The sequence below is a fragment of the Salinicoccus kekensis genome, assembly GCF_900220995.1.
In the GTDB taxonomy this organism is placed as follows: Bacteria; Bacillota; Bacilli; order Staphylococcales; family Salinicoccaceae; genus Lacicoccus; species Lacicoccus kekensis.
Genome location: NZ_OBQF01000002.1, coordinates 12,444 through 28,153, shown reverse-complemented (window position 1 = coordinate 28,153; position 15,710 = coordinate 12,444). Strand labels below are relative to the sequence as shown.

General features: G+C 49.2%; 19 protein-coding genes. 12 read left to right on the top strand and 7 right to left on the bottom strand.

Translation table 11 applies throughout. The annotated features are described in order from the left end of the window. Positions 1–12: 12 nt before the first annotated feature. On the bottom strand, positions 13–492 hold the full coding sequence (locus CRN96_RS04930; RefSeq protein WP_097039766.1) for a metal-dependent hydrolase: 480 nt from the start codon (positions 490–492) through the stop codon (positions 13–15). Between the two features lie 133 nt (positions 493–625). Here CRN96_RS04930 and CRN96_RS04925 point away from each other — a divergent pair, with 133 nt between their 5' ends. Further along, positions 626–820: a YwbE family protein gene (locus CRN96_RS04925; RefSeq protein ID WP_097039765.1), complete on the top strand. Its 195-nt coding sequence runs from the start codon at positions 626–628 to the stop codon at positions 818–820. Positions 821–822: 2 nt separating this feature from the next. Here CRN96_RS04925 and CRN96_RS04920 read toward each other — a convergent pair whose 3' ends face one another. From CRN96_RS04920 to CRN96_RS04900, 5 genes are all read right to left on the bottom strand, one after another. Next, the gene (locus CRN96_RS04920; RefSeq protein WP_097039763.1) at positions 823–1,344 is read right to left on the bottom strand and encodes a D-glycero-alpha-D-manno-heptose-1,7-bisphosphate 7-phosphatase; all 522 of its coding nucleotides are present in this window, start codon (positions 1,342–1,344) and stop codon (positions 823–825) included. A 64-nt stretch (positions 1,345–1,408) separates the two neighbouring features. After that, positions 1,409–3,121, bottom strand: a complete 1,713-nt coding sequence (ggt, locus tag CRN96_RS04915) for a gamma-glutamyltransferase (protein WP_097039762.1) — start codon at positions 3,119–3,121, stop codon at positions 1,409–1,411. Between the two features lie 149 nt (positions 3,122–3,270). After that, a complete protein-coding gene (locus tag CRN96_RS04910; protein ID WP_097039760.1) occupies positions 3,271–3,834 on the bottom strand; it encodes a beta-class carbonic anhydrase in 564 nt (187 codons plus the stop codon). Between the two features lies 1 nt (position 3,835). Beyond that, a complete protein-coding gene (locus CRN96_RS04905) occupies positions 3,836–4,894 on the bottom strand; it encodes a YihY/virulence factor BrkB family protein (protein WP_097040333.1) in 1,059 nt (352 codons plus the stop codon). 58 nt (positions 4,895–4,952) lie between these two features. Further along, positions 4,953–5,273 (bottom strand): hypothetical protein, encoded by a 321-nt coding sequence (locus CRN96_RS04900; protein ID WP_097039759.1) that lies wholly within the window; start codon positions 5,271–5,273, stop codon positions 4,953–4,955. Between the two features lie 162 nt (positions 5,274–5,435). Between CRN96_RS04900 and CRN96_RS04895 the strand changes: the two genes are divergently transcribed. From CRN96_RS04895 to CRN96_RS04870, 7 genes are all read left to right on the top strand, one after another. Then, positions 5,436–5,633, top strand: coding sequence for a DUF1128 family protein (locus CRN96_RS04895; protein WP_097039757.1), 198 nt, complete (start codon positions 5,436–5,438; stop codon positions 5,631–5,633). A 21-nt stretch (positions 5,634–5,654) separates the two neighbouring features. Continuing rightward, the gene (locus CRN96_RS04890) at positions 5,655–6,875 is read left to right on the top strand and encodes an aminopeptidase (RefSeq protein WP_097039755.1); all 1,221 of its coding nucleotides are present in this window, start codon (positions 5,655–5,657) and stop codon (positions 6,873–6,875) included. Positions 6,876–6,955: 80 nt separating this feature from the next. Further along, a complete protein-coding gene (locus CRN96_RS13225) occupies positions 6,956–7,111 on the top strand; it encodes a hypothetical protein (protein WP_179647108.1) in 156 nt (51 codons plus the stop codon). 48 nt (positions 7,112–7,159) lie between these two features. After that, positions 7,160–7,966, top strand: a complete 807-nt coding sequence (locus tag CRN96_RS04885; RefSeq protein ID WP_245844550.1) for a RecX family transcriptional regulator — start codon at positions 7,160–7,162, stop codon at positions 7,964–7,966. Beyond that, positions 7,950–8,270, top strand: coding sequence for a YfhH family protein (locus tag CRN96_RS04880; RefSeq protein WP_097039753.1), 321 nt, complete (start codon positions 7,950–7,952; stop codon positions 8,268–8,270). The genes CRN96_RS04885 and CRN96_RS04880 overlap by 17 nt, the downstream gene beginning before the upstream one ends. 3 nt (positions 8,271–8,273) lie before the next feature. Beyond that, the gene (locus CRN96_RS04875; protein WP_097039751.1) at positions 8,274–9,761 is read left to right on the top strand and encodes a hypothetical protein; all 1,488 of its coding nucleotides are present in this window, start codon (positions 8,274–8,276) and stop codon (positions 9,759–9,761) included. A 10-nt stretch (positions 9,762–9,771) separates the two neighbouring features. Then, the gene (locus CRN96_RS04870) at positions 9,772–10,536 is read left to right on the top strand and encodes a hypothetical protein (protein WP_097039749.1); all 765 of its coding nucleotides are present in this window, start codon (positions 9,772–9,774) and stop codon (positions 10,534–10,536) included. Positions 10,537–10,572: 36 nt separating this feature from the next. Here the strand turns inward: CRN96_RS04870 and CRN96_RS04865 are convergent, their stop codons facing one another. After that, entirely contained in the window at positions 10,573–11,550 is a 978-nt protein-coding gene (locus CRN96_RS04865) for a metal-dependent hydrolase (RefSeq protein ID WP_097039747.1), read from the bottom strand. A gap of 66 nt (positions 11,551–11,616) precedes the next feature. Here CRN96_RS04865 and mutY point away from each other — a divergent pair, with 66 nt between their 5' ends. From mutY to CRN96_RS04845, 4 genes are read left to right on the top strand one after another with little or no spacing between them, the layout of a single operon-like run. Next, on the top strand, positions 11,617–12,654 hold the full coding sequence (gene mutY / locus CRN96_RS04860; RefSeq protein WP_097039745.1) for an A/G-specific adenine glycosylase: 1,038 nt from the start codon (positions 11,617–11,619) through the stop codon (positions 12,652–12,654). A 56-nt stretch (positions 12,655–12,710) separates the two neighbouring features. Next, on the top strand, positions 12,711–13,256 hold the full coding sequence (ntdP, locus tag CRN96_RS04855) for a nucleoside tri-diphosphate phosphatase (protein WP_097039743.1): 546 nt from the start codon (positions 12,711–12,713) through the stop codon (positions 13,254–13,256). A gap of 49 nt (positions 13,257–13,305) precedes the next feature. After that, complete coding sequence (locus tag CRN96_RS04850; RefSeq protein ID WP_097039741.1) at positions 13,306–15,042, top strand: ABC transporter ATP-binding protein; 1,737 nt, start codon at positions 13,306–13,308, stop codon at positions 15,040–15,042. An 11-nt stretch (positions 15,043–15,053) separates the two neighbouring features. Continuing rightward, positions 15,054–15,677, top strand: coding sequence for a DNA-3-methyladenine glycosylase (locus CRN96_RS04845; protein WP_097039738.1), 624 nt, complete (start codon positions 15,054–15,056; stop codon positions 15,675–15,677). Positions 15,678–15,710: the final 33 nt, after the last annotated feature.

Below are 15,710 nucleotides of genomic sequence, written 5' to 3'. Positions count from 1 at the left end.
TTTTATTCAGTTTTAAATATAAAAATAAATTGCCTGGTATCCGTAATAGAAAGAGGCGAGGGCGAGCAGGCTGAATATGACTTCTTCCACGATGCTCCCGGTTTTTGTGGTGAGCGGGAATCTGACCCTGTAGTCGAGGGGGAAGAAAAGCTGTATGCCGCGTTTCGTCCCCATATCCAATATGTAATGGCTTGCCATGCCGACGACGATGCCTGCTGTGACTGCATCATAAGGCTGGAATGCTTTCAGCAGGAATGCCATGATGACCAAAAATAACAGGCTGTGTGTAAATGAGCGGTGCCCGAATATCAAATTCACAATTCTGGAAGTGACGGGCAGTTTTCTGCCGATCATACTCCCGCTGTGGCAGATATCGGGGAGCAGGGCGCCGATGATGCCTCCACCGGTCAGAATAATGGGGTCCATGCCTGAAAAATAGGAATAGGCGAGACCTGCAGCAATTCCGCCGGTGATATGTGTTTTTCCCGTCATAATTTTCCCTCCTTAGATTATTTATGATACCATTAAATGCATAATAATTTCATTTTATATGTGAAATGATTTCATTTATTATGAAATATTCAAGACAGGAAATTTTAAAATAAAAATATTGAGGAGAATGAAAATGCCGGGAACAAGAAGAGATAATATCGCGCCGGGAAAGAGAGTCAACGTCGTACAGAAACAGGATCAGAGGACGGGGAGGCTGACCGAAGGGGTGGTCGCAAGGATCCTTACGAATTCACCGACACATCCACATGGCATCAAAGTGAAGCTTGAGGACGGGACCGTCGGCAGGGTGAAGGAGATACTGGACTGACTTCACCCGGTGAGCCATCCGGCGAATGACAGGAGATCCGGGAACTGATGGTCCGCGCCCGCCTTCTTTTTATCTTTTCCGATGAAAATGGTGCGGGTGCCGGCATTTTTACCCGCCTGTATGTCCACTTCACGGTCGCCGGCCATGAAACTCCGGGACAAATCGATGTCATGTTTTTTAGCCAGATCCAAAATCATGCCCGGTGCGGGTTTCCTGCACCGGCTTTTTGCCTGCGGCATGTCGGGGCAGTAGGCGATATCATCGAGGTAAGCCCCGTGCTTTTCCAATTCCTCTTCCATCTTCCCATGCACCTCATGCAAGTCCTCATCCGTCATGAAACCGAGCCCGACACCGCCCTGATTGGTCACCACGAAAACTTTATATCCTGCTTCCTTCAATTTCTTCACGCCCGCACCCACACCTTCCAGCAAATAAAAATCTTCAGGTGTGTTCACGAATCTTACACGTTTACTCAGCACTTCATTGATGACGCCGTCACGATCGAGAAATACGGCCTGGTTCATACATCATCCACTCCTCATTAAAAAAATCCCCGTCCTCTCACCTGAGGACGGAGTTCATATATCATCAATCCAGACCCTGGGCATCTCCCGGTCTTGGGAAATCGGCGCCGCCGTAAAGCCGGCCATCACGGGCCTGTTCAATCATTATGGCCTGTACGTCGCCGATCCTCGTATCGGCACCTACCTCCCTGAATGACTGGTCGAATTCATAGCCGAGGTCTGCGAGTTTTTCAAGCATCTCATCAGACAGGCCGTCCTCCCACTGATCGTCAAGGTCCGGTGTGACATAGACACGGGGGTCTTTGATGGCTTCGTCGATCGGCATCTTATAGTCGATGACATTGACGATGGTCTGTACGACGGATGCGATGATCGTTGCCGCCCCCGGTGAACCGAGCGTGAAGAACGGTTTGCCTTCATGGAACAGGATCGTCGGTGACTTCGAACTTTTCGGGTATTTGTTGCCGTTTGGTTCATTCATGCTGCCCGGTTCCGGTGAAAAGTCGGTCAGGTGGTTGTTCAATATGAATCCGTACCCCGGCACCATGATGCCTGAGCCGTAGATGCGCTCAATGGAAGTGGTGCATGCGGCAACATTGCCCCACTGGTCGACGGCGGTGTAATGGGTGGTCTCCATCCCTTCCTTGCCTGATGGTTCACCCTGTTCACGGTCGCTGTGTCCTTCCTCTTGATACTTCCACGGGTCGCCCGCCTCTTTTTTCTCGGCTTTCCTTTCGGCGGAAAGCTGTTCCAGACGCTCCTTGATGTAGTCTTCATGGAGTACGCCGTCGAGCGGGGCAGGGGTGAAGTTCGTGTCTTCGATATGGGCATTGTCGTCCGCGAGGGCGAGCTGCAGCGTCTGCGCCATCAAGTGGTATTTTTCCAAGGAATGCGGATTATACTGTGAAATGTCCACCTGCTCCAGGATCTTCAGCTGCATGGCCACACCGATGCCGCCGGCACTCGGAGGTACAGGCAGTGCGATGTCGAATCCCTTATAATTCGTCCACAGCGGTTCATCGACGATGACTTCATAATTGAGAAGATCCTGATGCGTCATGATGCCGCCGTGATCTTTGACCGCCTTGATGATCGCATCTGCGATTTCACCTTCATAGACATCATCGAATCCTTTGTCCCTGATTGTTCTGAGTGTATGTGCAAGCTCCGGCTGCCTGAGGGTGTCTCCCTCTTTAAGGTGTGTACCGCCGGGCATGAACTTCTTCCGGGCCTCTTCATGGAGCCGGTGATCGAACAGCTCAAGCGTCCGCTCCATAAGACCGTGGACTCTGTAGTCCGATTCTGCAAGACGGATTGCAGGGTCTATCAACGTCTCCAGCGGGAGCGTCGCATAATTTTCATGGAGGTGTTTCAAACCTTTCATGATGCTTGGTATACCGACCGCCGTCCCGTGTGTGGAACGTTCATCGAAAGGGATCTCGTCGCCGTTTTCATCCACGAAAGTTTCCGGCGTCATGGCCGCAGGTGCCTTCGGGTGGGCATTGACCATCCTGGTTTCATTCTTTTCAGCGTCATAGCACATCAGGAAGCCACCTGAACCGATGCCTGTGTTCATGCCTTCGACGACCGAAAGTGCAAGCTGCACCGCGATGACCGCATCGAATGCATTCCCGCCTTTCTTAAGCATCTCATTGCCGGCCTCGGTCGCTTCCTTGACCGCACTTGAGACCATGCCGTAACGGCCCGTATCACCTTTCATGTCCTTATCGGGCTCTATATATTTCTGTACCGCAAAAATTTCTTCTATATTTGCCATTCATATGTCACTCCTAAGTCTGTGTTTGATTGAGATACATATTTATAACCTTTATCGGCGAGTTTAAAACGCAGGGGGAGGAAATGCCGTGAATTCATGCCCTCAATTTAATAAAAACGGCACCTCATAGGCGCCGTTTTTCATTCAATCTAATTTTTATAACCGTCGACGACAAGGTCGACTTTGCCGTTTTCAGGATCAATCACAAGGCCGTGGACCGGGACACTGTTGTCGAACAGCGGATGCTCATGCACTTTACGCACGCTTTCCCTGACGCTGTCCTCGACGGATTCAAAGCCTTTCAGCCATGATTCGATATCGATCCTCGAATGCTTGAGCACCTCGAATGTATTGTCCGAAATGCCGCGGTCCTTCATCTCCTGAATCATCGGCTCAGGCTTAAGGGCCCCGAAGCCGCAGTCGTGATGGCCCATGATGACGACTTCCTCGACGCCGAGCATGTACACCGCAACAAGTATGCTGCGCACTGTACTGCCGTAAGGGTGGGAAATGACACCGCCGGCATTCTGTATATGCTTGATGTCGCCGTTCTTCAAACCGAGTGATTTAAAGGACATTTCGGTCAGTCTCGTGTCCATGCAGGACACGAGGACCATTTTCTTCTGTGGTGATTTCGTTGCACCGTAATTTTTATACTCCTCATTTTCGACGAAACTCTTGTTGTATTCGAGCAGCTCATATAGTAATGGCATCTTAGCTAGTTCCTCCCGCTTCTGCTGTATTGGTATCGCTTTGTTTTGCCAGGTCATTCTTGTGGATGATGGCATTGATCTGTGCACCTGTAATGATGATGATTCCGGTGATGAACAGCCATAAGAGCAGGATGATCACACCGGCAAGGCTGCCGTATGTCGCCGAGTAGTTACCGAAGTTGGAAACATAGAACCCGAAGCCCCATGAGGCGACAAGGAACGCAATCGTTGTGAATATCGTACCGGGAATCACGGATTTCCAGTCTATCTTAATATTCGGGGCGACTGCGTACATGATCAGGAATACGACGAACACAAGCAGCAGAGGCAGAATGCTTCTGATGAGGTTCCATACCGTCGAGAACTGCTGGTCGAGTCCGATCACGCCGAACATCAGGTTGCCGATCTGGCCGCCGAATACGATGAGTACGAATGTAAGTAGGACTGATAATGTCAGGACGATGGTGAAAATGATTGAAAGTCCTTTCGCAACGACGAAGTTGCGGTTGTCTTCCACATCATATGCAACGTTGAAGGCATTCATCAGGGCGGTCATGCCATTCGATGCAGCCCACAGCGTCGCAATCAGACCGACTGATAAGAGTCCGCCGTTGGATTGTGCCATGACATCATCAATGACGCCTGCCAGCATCCCCGAAATCTCCGCCGGAGCGTAATCCTCGATGAATCCTGTGATCGTCGCCTGGTCGATGTTGAATAAAGGGACCAGCGTCAGAAGGAAAATCAGCAGCGGGAAGATCGCGAGCATGAAATAATATGCCAGCTGTGCGGCCATCCCCGTCGTGTTGTCCTTCGAGAACTGGAACATCAGCTTCTGGAAGAAGTTTGCATCCTCCTTCGCCTTGGCCGGTTTGTTTATCTGGGAGACATACAGCTGTTCATCGTCCTTTTTGGGTTCCTTCGACTTGAAGACGGTGTTTTCAACGTATGTCTCATCACCCTTTTTCTTGTTTCCCTTTCCCTTATTGTCTTTTTTACCTTCAGACTCTTCCTTTATCTGCGACAAATATTTAGAATTTTTATTTTCATCTTTAGACATCAGTACACCCCGCTTAAAGAAAAGGACCAACATCCGTCAGTCCCTTCAAGTATTTATGTTACTCTGATTTCTTCTCTTCGCGCTTTTGCATCAATGTATCCTTGGCATCCATGATCTGTTTCTCTAGCTCAGGATTCTCTTCCCTGATCTGCTGGACGGTGTCTTTCCAGAACATGACTTCGTCCTTCAGCTGTTCAAATTTGGAAGAGCCGTCGGAACTGCTCTGTAATTTATCTTTTGCCGCTTCAGGATGCTTCGCGTAGTAGCCGAGCTCCTTGCCGCTGCTCATCACCGTCTGGCGCGTATTTTTGTCGATCAGACTCACCAATGCGCCAATGCCGGCACCAATCAGAATTGCTGGAATCAATTTGTTTTTCATAATGACATTTCTCCTTTAGGCTATTTATAGTTGATATATCCATTTTGAATGGAATATAAACTTATATACAAAATATATTAATCTTTTTATTTATAATACTCAACCTGGGCATTCTTTGTTACTATATATTCATGTATAAATTGACAAGGAGGCGGAGGAGCCGTGGATAAGGAAACAATGCTGAAAGAAATAGAATCGAGATTGAAGGTCGTCAATAAAGGGATGCTGAATCCCGATGATTTCAGTGACGCCCATATGGAGGAAATCGCTGAATACCACAAGATGGTGACATCGAGGAATGAAATCAGCCCGATGGAGCAGTCGGCGATACTTGAGGAACTGTCCAAGCTGAGGAAATAATTTCATAAAGGGGTTTTTTGAATGTCGAAATTGGAAAGATATGCTTCACTGCTGGTCGAAGTGGGCCTGAACGTCCAGGAAGGACAGAGGGTCTACATCAGCGCCTCGGTGGATGCACTGCCGCTTGTGCGCCTGGTGACTGAAAAGGCTTATCGGAAAGGCGCCAAAGACGTCAAAGTCAATTTGAAGGATGATCATCTCACACAGCTCCATGCCCACCACAAAAGCACGGAGGAGTATGCTAAAGTGCCGCAGTGGACGATTGATGAACGCATGTTCTACTCGGATGAGAAGGCGGCCTTCCTGAGCATCACTTCATCTTCACCCGAACTGTTGAAAGGTGTGGATCCCGACAAGCTTAAAAGCATGCAGGTCGCTTACGGGAATGCCTTCAAGGAGTATTCCAACCGCATCCAGTCCGATCACCACAGCTGGTGCGTCGCCGGATATCCTTCAGCCGGATGGGCAAAGCTCGTATTCCCTGAAAAGACGGAGGATGAAGCTGTGGATGCACTGCTCGACCTCATCTTCTATACGATGCGGGTCGACCGGGAGGATCCGGTGGAGGCATGGCAGGAACTTGACGCCACGCTCCATGAAAAAGTGGACATCCTGAATGAAAACCATTTCCATGCCCTGAGGTACTCAGGTCCGGGTACGGACTTCACAATAGAGCTTCCGGAGAAGCATCTATGGGCGGGGGCCTCAAGTGAAAATTCGGACGGGATGCGCTTCATGGCGAACATGCCGACGGAGGAAGTGTTCACGGCTCCGAAGAAGACCGGGGTCAACGGCTATGTCTCCAACACGCTGCCGTTGAGCTACGGCGGCAACATCATCGACGGCTTCAAATTGACCTTCAAGGACGGTAAGGTCGTCGAGTATGAAGCGGAGCAGGGCGAGGATGTACTCAAAAATCTGCTTGAAACTGATGAGGGGGCGAAGTATCTGGGCGAGGTCGCCCTTGTGCCGGATGATTCCCCGATCTCCAACACCGGGACACTGTTCTTCAATACGCTGTTCGATGAGAACGCCTCCTGTCATATCGCACTCGGCAGCGCATACGGCTTCAGCATCGACGGCGGCAAGGACATGTCGCGTGAAGAACTCGCCGAAGAAGGTCTCAATGATTCGATCACCCATGTCGATTTCATGATCGGGAGTGCAGAACTCGACATATACGGTATCGACCCGGAAGGCAATGAAACACTGATATTCAAGCAGGGCAACTGGGCAATATAAAATATAGTTCACTAATGCCGGCATTTTATGATAAAATATAAGTAACGAGGATTTCTGATAACTTTGTTAGGAGGGCTTTCATGAGCTATGCAATGATGTTACTCGTAGTGATAGCGTTCGTTTTCGCTATTCTTGGGTTTGCGGCAGTGCTGGGTTATTTCCTGCAGCAGGCATTCCCGGGCAGATCATCAATTGAAGTGGATTCACCCGAGGAAGCTTTGAACAGGAAAATATAATATATTCAAATCAAGAGTGGAGAGGGGGATTAAGGTTCTCCTCTCTTTTTGGATTTAAAAGAGGCGGTAGCGATGATAAAAATCGATAAAGTTTCATTGAAGAAGAATGGTTTATATGAGGTTCATCTCTCCAATGGTGATAAGATGACGGTACACGAGGAATCACTCGTCAGGCACCGTCTGCTCAGCGGGAGGGAACTCACCGGGGAAGAACTGGAAACAATTACCGAAAGTATCCAGTACGACCAGGCCTATGTGGATGCACTGAAATACATCAGCTATAAACTCCGGTCACATCATGAAATCAGGGACCATCTCGGGGAGGACTATGCACCTTACATCGTCGATGATGTGGTGCGGCGCCTCATGGATGAAAATTACATCAATGATGAGATGTATGCCGAAGCGCTTAAAAATACGATGCTCAACACTTCCGACAAAGGGCCCGGAATGCTTGAGCGGGAGCTGAAGAAACACCGCATCGATGAGGATATCATCTTCAAGAAGACAAGCGCCTTCAGCGGGGCGGTGGACAGTGAGCGCATGAACAAACTGAAGGCCAAAGAGCTGAAAAGATATAAAGGTTCGAAACGTCATTTTTCGATGAAGCTTCAGGAGAAACTGATGACCAAGGGCTACTATAAGGAACATATCGATATGATCACCTCCGGCGATGATTTCGATGAGACCCCTTATTTTGAACGCGATTTTGAAAAGACATACAAAAGATACCGGAACAGGCATGAAGGCTACATACTGAAGCAGAAGCTGACAGAGGCACTGCTCAGAAAAGGCTATGAGTATGATCTGATCCAGGAGAAATTAGGTGAGATGACAGATGAAACCATTGGGTAGGATGACCAGGCGCGAAATAGATGCATATATCGCTGAAAAGCGTGAAGCGATGAGGAAAGCTGAAATGCTCGGTGTGGAGAACGAATACAGGGTGAACGAACGGCAGGTCCTGATTGCGGAAAGTTATCTGATAGATCTGAGCCAGATAGAAAAAGGGAAGATATACAAACTCGTCAGCAACGAAGACCATTATTTCAAGGTGGAATATTTAAAAGGTGTTTTTGCATGGGGCTTTTTCATCGGCGGCACTGAGAAAGAGACGGGTATTCCTGTAAGCATGCTCCAACTGAAGCGGAAGGGATAAATCATGCAGAACATAATTCTGCTGAGGGGGCAGAACCTCTCATATGCCAAAGAATCGCGGCGCCTAAGGAAAAGGATTCTTTCAAAAGATGAGACCCTCGTGATGAAGAATGTCTCGTTCACCTTATACCGTGGGGAAGTCCTTGGAGTGCTCGGTGAATACGAGGCACTTTATTATTTGAAGGACATGACCACCGGGACAATCAACCCGAAGGCGGGGAAGGTGAAGTCGGAGGCGGCCATTGCGGCATTCGACGTGATGGATCACGTACATAACCGTCATACCTCGGTCCGTTTTCTGACTGAACTGTTCAATGAATACATGAAACCGGATGGAGTGTCGGCTTCACTGGAAGCCTTGGAGAAGAAAGTGTTCATGAAGCGGATATGGCAGAGGCGCGTGAACACTTTGACGCGTGCTGAAATCGGTGCATTGCTGGTCGAGGCCGCATGTCACATCGATGCGGATGTATTCATCTTCTGCAATATGAGCAGCCATTTGAACGAGGCCACCAAAACCCGCTTCAAAGAGGCTGTATCAAATTTTGAAAAACAGGATAAAGGCATCATGCTCCTTGAAACGGATATCGGCCTCATCCAGGAAGTTTCCAACTATTTCATATGGCTGAGCTACGGGCAGAAGCGGTATGAAGGCAGTGTGCAAAAAGGCGTGAGCCGTTACAATGAATATCTTAAAGAGAAGAGCCGGGTCAAAAACACCGATGAAGAGAAAGCGTTCGACCTGAAATGGAAAAGGAACATATCCGAATACGCTCATTATGAATATAATATGCAGCGGCTCAGCAAAAAACAGACGTCCCTGATTGACAGGCTCAGCATCAGGAGGCTCATTATCTCCTTCGTCCTCCTGTTCATCGTCATGGCCGCATCCACGGTGATTTTCATGGACATCAACTTCACTGGAGCCGACCAGACTGCCGAGCAGCAGGCGGTGCCTGCGCTGGAGGAGGATGCTGAAAGCTTCGCCTATGGTTTCGTCTCGGCGGAGTCGCTTGAACTCGGTGGAGAAGCGGTGCCGTATATGACGATGGTGGATGTTGTGCGGACCGGGGAAGGCAGTTACACTGTGCTTTTCAATGATACGGAGTATGAAGTGCCGGAAGATGATATCATCTATTTCAATCCGGCAAGTCTTTACACCGAAACCACCTTTGAGGACCTGCTGCCGTATGCCGGAGATTCTTTTGCCGACAGCTATCAGTTCTATACATTGTGGCTCGCCGGGGACGCAGAAAGCGTCACGGATGAGCTGAATCTCGAGGTGGGCGAACGCAGTGGATCGGTGCCGGGTTTCCCGATCACTTATCATTTCAGGAACGGCAGGGTGCTCTCGGTTGCATTCCCGGCTGAAGACACGGAAGAGCTCCTGGATGAATATGATCTGACGAATGAAGAACAGATTTTCAGGGTGCAGGATGGCTATATGGTCCTGGACGGTGTAAACGATACCTGGCTGTTCGTCAGCAGGTGAGGAGAGTATTATGAAACAAAAGATTAACTATTTGATCCGTGAATTTTTCCATCAGGTTGAAGATTATAAGACCCATAACCTGACACCGCTTTTGATGTATGCAATCTGTGCGGTGTTTCTGCTGATCGGCGCCCTGACGCTGTCGGAAGCTGAAAATGTACGGTACTTGTACCTCGTCATGGGACTGATGGCGACGATCTGGCTTTTCAGCATGGTGGTGCTGAACCGCAACATCGTCTTCATCAAGGATTCGATCGTCAAGATCAGCTATGTATCGGTATTTTACAGGATCATGCCGGTGATCCTGTTCCAGACATTCATATTTGTACTGTTCATGGCGGTGAACGCCGCGATCGTCTCCCTGTCATTGAACGACTGGATGATCAACTTGTTCACGATGATGTACTATATCATCCTCGGCGTCCTGTTGATTGTTCCTTTCATATTATTTTATCTGATCGTCAAGTCGCCGAATTACAAATTCAATATGCTCGTCTTCATCATACTGGTGCTTGCCGTCCCGGTCCTGTATCTGCCGGAACAGCTGCCGTCGGGGCTTGAGAGCCTTCTCAGCCTGAATCCATTTTATTATGTGGTGAACGGGCTTCAGGCGAATGCGGTCAACATCGCATGGAACATCAACCGGCTGCCGCATGATGTGCTGTTCTTTGCACAGATGGCTCTATTGTACATGTGGATATTCAAACTCTATGACAAAATGAAATTCACTTTTTATGATTTCAATAAGAAGCACCGGGGCAGTGCTGTGGAATGAACCAAACAAAAAAAGACAGGCGATGCCTGTCTTTTGTTATGATTCCAAAAGTTTCCTCTGAAGCTTCTCTTCAGAGAAGACCCATCCGGTGTAGCTGTGGATGACTTCATAGCTCTTTTTATCCAGGTGCATGATGCAGACGAACGGGTAGTGTCCTTCCTTTAAATACCTGAGATCGATATAGCGCACTTCGAAAGTGTCCGCATCCAGCGATTTCATTTCGTAACGGTAGATGGACGAGAAGAACGTGAAAGCCTTGAAGTTACGGTCATGCTTGATTGCCATGAAGATCTTATGCGGCAGTTTGTCTTCCCGGTTGAACCTGTCGTAGAATATGATGTTCTCTTTGAAGCTCCGGCCCACATAATATGCCTTGTCGGTGACGACGACGATGCGCCACTGGTTGAAATGGATGGTCGGCATGACGAATGTACGCTTGATGGTATCATTCGGCAGCTGCTTTTCGACTTTCCTGACCAAAAACTGCTGCATGAAGTATCTGGCGATATAATATGCCGCGAGCAATGCGTACATTATAATGAATAAAATGACCGGGGAGAACCCGAGGAACCACAGCACGAAGTAGAGGCCGTGGGCAACCAGTATCGGCACATCCACCGTATTTATGATACCAAGCTGTATCCATGTGTTGTCCAACGGCCGGAGGGCCTGGGTGCCGTAGGAATTGAATATATCCACGAACACATGAAGGAATACTGCAAGCTGGACCCATAAATATGTATTGACCAGCGGAAGGCCGAATGTAAAGTGCGCAATCGCCGTCAGCAATACAGGCCAGATTAAGAATGTGAACGGCAGTGAATGGGTGAGGCCGCGGTGGTGGGTGATGTAGACGGCATTGTTCCTCATCTTCAGGACCGTATCTATATCAGGCACAAGGGATGCACCTACTATTGTTGCGATAAAACCCGTCGAAACCGCATCGATGTTCGGATCGATCGTCGCGAGCCCCACCAGGGTGCCGCCCATTAAAGTATGTGTAAGAGTATCCATAGTTATGCCTCCAGTCAGTATGATATCATTGATAGATAAAAATCAATTTGTTAAAGGAAAATCAGTATGTTACAGCCATCGACATTCAATAATAACCTACTCGAGTGGTATCACTCAAATAAAAGGGATCTGCCCTGGCGGCAGACGGAAGACCCGTATAAGATATGGCTCAGCGAAGTCATGCTGCAACAGACTCAGGTCATTACTGTTATTCCCTATTTCGAGAAATTTATAACAAAATATCCGACGTTATCCGACCTTGCGGATGCAGATGAAGAGAGCCTCCTGAAGGACTGGGAGGGTCTCGGATATTACAACAGGATCCGCAATTTCCAAAGTGCAGTCAGGGAAGTCAAAGAAAATTACGGGGCGGAAGTACCGGAAGATCCGGATGAATTCTTCAAACTCAAAGGCGTCGGCCCGTATATCGGCGGCGCGGTGCAGAGCATCGCATTCAATCATCTCCTTGCAGCGGTGGACGGCAACGTGCTCCGGGTCATGTCACGGCTCAATGCGGATGCGAGGGATACGACGAAGGCGGGTGTCCAGAAATCCGTCAAGGAAGAGATCGAATCCATGATGCCGCTTGAAGCGGGGGATTTCAACCAGGCGCTGATGGAACTCGGAGCGACGATCTGCACACCCCGGACGCCGAAATGCATCGTATGCCCCGTCCAGGAACACTGTGAGGCATTCAGGGATAACACCGTGCACGACTACCCCGTAAAGAAGAAGAAGTCAAAGAAAAAAGAGGAATATTACAATGTCTATTTCATCGTGAACGACAGGGAGGAAATCTACCTTTACAGGCAGGAGGGCGACCTGTTGAAAGGGATGTATGAACTGCCGAAGTTCGATGTCGACACGAGCATTGAGAATATAGAAAGTGAACTCGGCGTGGAGCTGGACCAGAAAAAGGTCTATATCGGCAGTGATAAGCATGTCTTCACACATAAGGTATGGTATATGGAGAGCTACCTGCTCCATACGACTTCTTCCAATGAACACTTCATGCCACTCGATGAAGTAAGGAATGTGCCGATGAGCACGGCGATGAAGAAGGTCTTCAGGAAATTGGCCGCGGACGGGGCGGGCGGCCTGTAAAGTCCAAAGTCCTGTGTTATAATATAAAAGTATTAACTCCAGAGGTGGTGTGGAATATGGGTGTAGAATCCATACCAAAAGAAGGCAACAAAGTCAGAGTGCAGAGTTACAAGCACGACGGCTCCATTCACCGTGTCTGGTCGGAGACGACCATATTGAAAGGCACGGATCATGTGGTGATCGGCGGAAACAACCGTACACTGGTCACCGAGAGCGATGGCAGGACATGGGTGACAAGGGAGCCTGCAATCGTTTATTTCCATACGGAATACTGGTTCAATGTGATATGCATGTTCCGGGAGGACGGCGTCTATTACTACTGCAACCTGTCTTCGCCCTATGTCTATGACGGCGAAGCGATCAAGTATATCGATTATGATCTGGATATAAAAGTGTATCCGGACGGCAAGTACCATCTGCTGGATGAAGATGAATACCATCTGCACAAGGAACGCATGGGCTATTCAGAGGACATCGATGCCATCCTGAGAAGGAATGTGGATGTGCTGCAGCAATGGATAGAACGTAAAAAAGGGCCCTTTGCGCCCGATTTCATCAAAGTCTGGCAAAATCGCTTCAATAGTGACTTCAAGTCATACTGAACCAATCAACCCGGTTGATTGGTTTTTCGAATGTTAAGGAGGATCCCCATTGATAAGAAGATACTTGAAGTTTGTACGGCCATACATGTGGCTGATATTTCTGACGATCATCATCGGTATACTGAAATTCGGTATTCCGCTCCTTATTCCACTTTTAATCAGGTACACGATCGATGATATCATCATGCCCGAAGGTCTAGGTGCAGATGAACGGATCACAATGCTGATACAGATACTGCTCGTTTTCGCATTCATATTCGTGATCATCAGGCCGCCGGTTGAATACTTCAGGCAGTATCTGGCACAGTGGACGAGCAATAAGATCTTATATGATATCCGCAAGAAGTTATACGGGCATCTGCAGATGCTGAGTGCCAAGTACTATTCGAACAATAAAGTCGGCGAAATCATTTCGCGCGTCATCAACGATGTGGAACAGACCAAGGACTTTATAATGACCGGCCTGATGAACATATGGCTGGACCTTGCGACCATCCTGATTGCACTTGCGATCATGTTCAGCCTCCACGGCCAGCTGACGCTCGTTGCAATGATCATATTCCCGCTTTACATTTTCGGGGTGTGGTTCTTCTTCGGCAGGCTGCGCAAGTACACCCGCAGACGTTCACAGGCGCTGGCAGAAGTGCAGGGGTACCTGCATGAGCGTATCCAGGGCATCAACGTCATAAAAAGTTTTGCGGTGGAAGAGAATGAAGCCGGACGCTTCAATGACAGGAACGGTAACTTCCTTGAAAAAGCGACGACCCATGCCAAGTGGACGGCCCGCAGTTTCATGGTGGTCAACACCATCACCGACATCGGCCCGCTCCTTGTGATCGGCTTTGGAGCCTACCAGGTAATCCAGGGCAACCTGACCGTCGGTACGCTCGCAGCATTCATCGCCTACCTCGATCTGCTGTACGGGCCGCTGCGCCGCCTCGTCTCCTCATCGACCGCGCTCACACAGAGCATCGCTTCGATGGACCGTGTGTTCCAGCTGTTCGATCAGAAGTATGATGTGACGGATAAGCCAGGGGCAGTGGAGATGGAATCGACGGACGGGAACCTCAGATTCAACAACGCCGGTTTCAGATATACCGATGAAGGCAGGCAGGTGCTGAAAAACCTGAACCTCGACATCAGCAGCGGGGAGACGGTTGCCTTCGTCGGCATGAGCGGCGGCGGAAAGTCGACGCTCGTGAACCTCATACCGAGATTTTATGATGTCACAGAGGGCAGCATCACGCTTGACGGCACGGACATCCGGGATTTCACTGTGTCCTCGCTCAGGAATCAGATCGGCATCGTCATGCAGGAAAACGTCCTGTTCTCGGAGACGGTCAAAGAAAACATCCTCCTTGCCCGTCCGGATGCAACGGATGAGGAAGTCGTCGAAGCGGCGAAGCATGCGAATGCACATGATTTCATCATGATGCTCGAGAACGGATATGAGACCGAAGTCGGCGAACGCGGCGTCAAATTGTCGGGCGGACAGAAACAGCGCATCGCGATTGCCAGGGTATTCCTGAAGAATCCACCGATCCTCATACTGGATGAAGCGACAAGTGCACTGGATTTGGAGAGCGAAAGCATCATCCAGGAAACGCTGCTCGAATTATCCGCAGAACGCACCACCGTCATCGTCGCCCACAGGTTATCGACAGTGACCCATGCAGATAAGATTCATGTCCTGAGCAACGGAGAAGTGGTCGAATCCGGCACGCACAATGAATTGATGCGTAAGCAGGGAGACTACTACGACCTCTACAGCATTCAAAATTTATAAGGTGATTCATAATGACAGATAAATTTCAATCCGATGTGGATATCAGTTTTTTAAAGGCGGATACTTTAGAGGCGGCAAAAAGACTGCTTGGTCTTGAAATCATCACCAGAGTCGGTGATGAGGTGACCAGCGGATTCATCACCGAAGTGGAAGCCTACCTCGGCGTGAATGATAAGGCAGCCCATACATTCGGCGGCAGGCGGAACAAGAAGAATGAAATGATGTATAAGCCGTACGGCCATATATATGTCTACACGATGCACGGCCACAACTGCATGAACTTCCTCACCACTGAAGGTGAGCCGGAAGGGATTTTAATCCGTGCGGTCGAACCGAACATGGGCATCGATGTGATGAAAGAGCGGCGCGGGAGGGACATCAACCTGACCGACGGGCCCGGCAAGCTCACGAAATCGCTCGGCATCAAACGCAGCGAACATAACGGCATGGAACTGAACAATGGTGTCCTGATCGTCAGGCACGGCAGGACGCCCGCCAATATTCTGTCGACACCGAGGATCGGTATCGACAATAAGGAAGAAGCGGTGGATTACCCTTACAGGTTCATCGTGGAAGGCAACCCGCATGTCAGCAGGTTTAAAGGTAAGGCCGCCGCAAACAACGGCTGGAAATGAAAGAGCTGGAATCTCAAGTTGAGATTCCAGCTC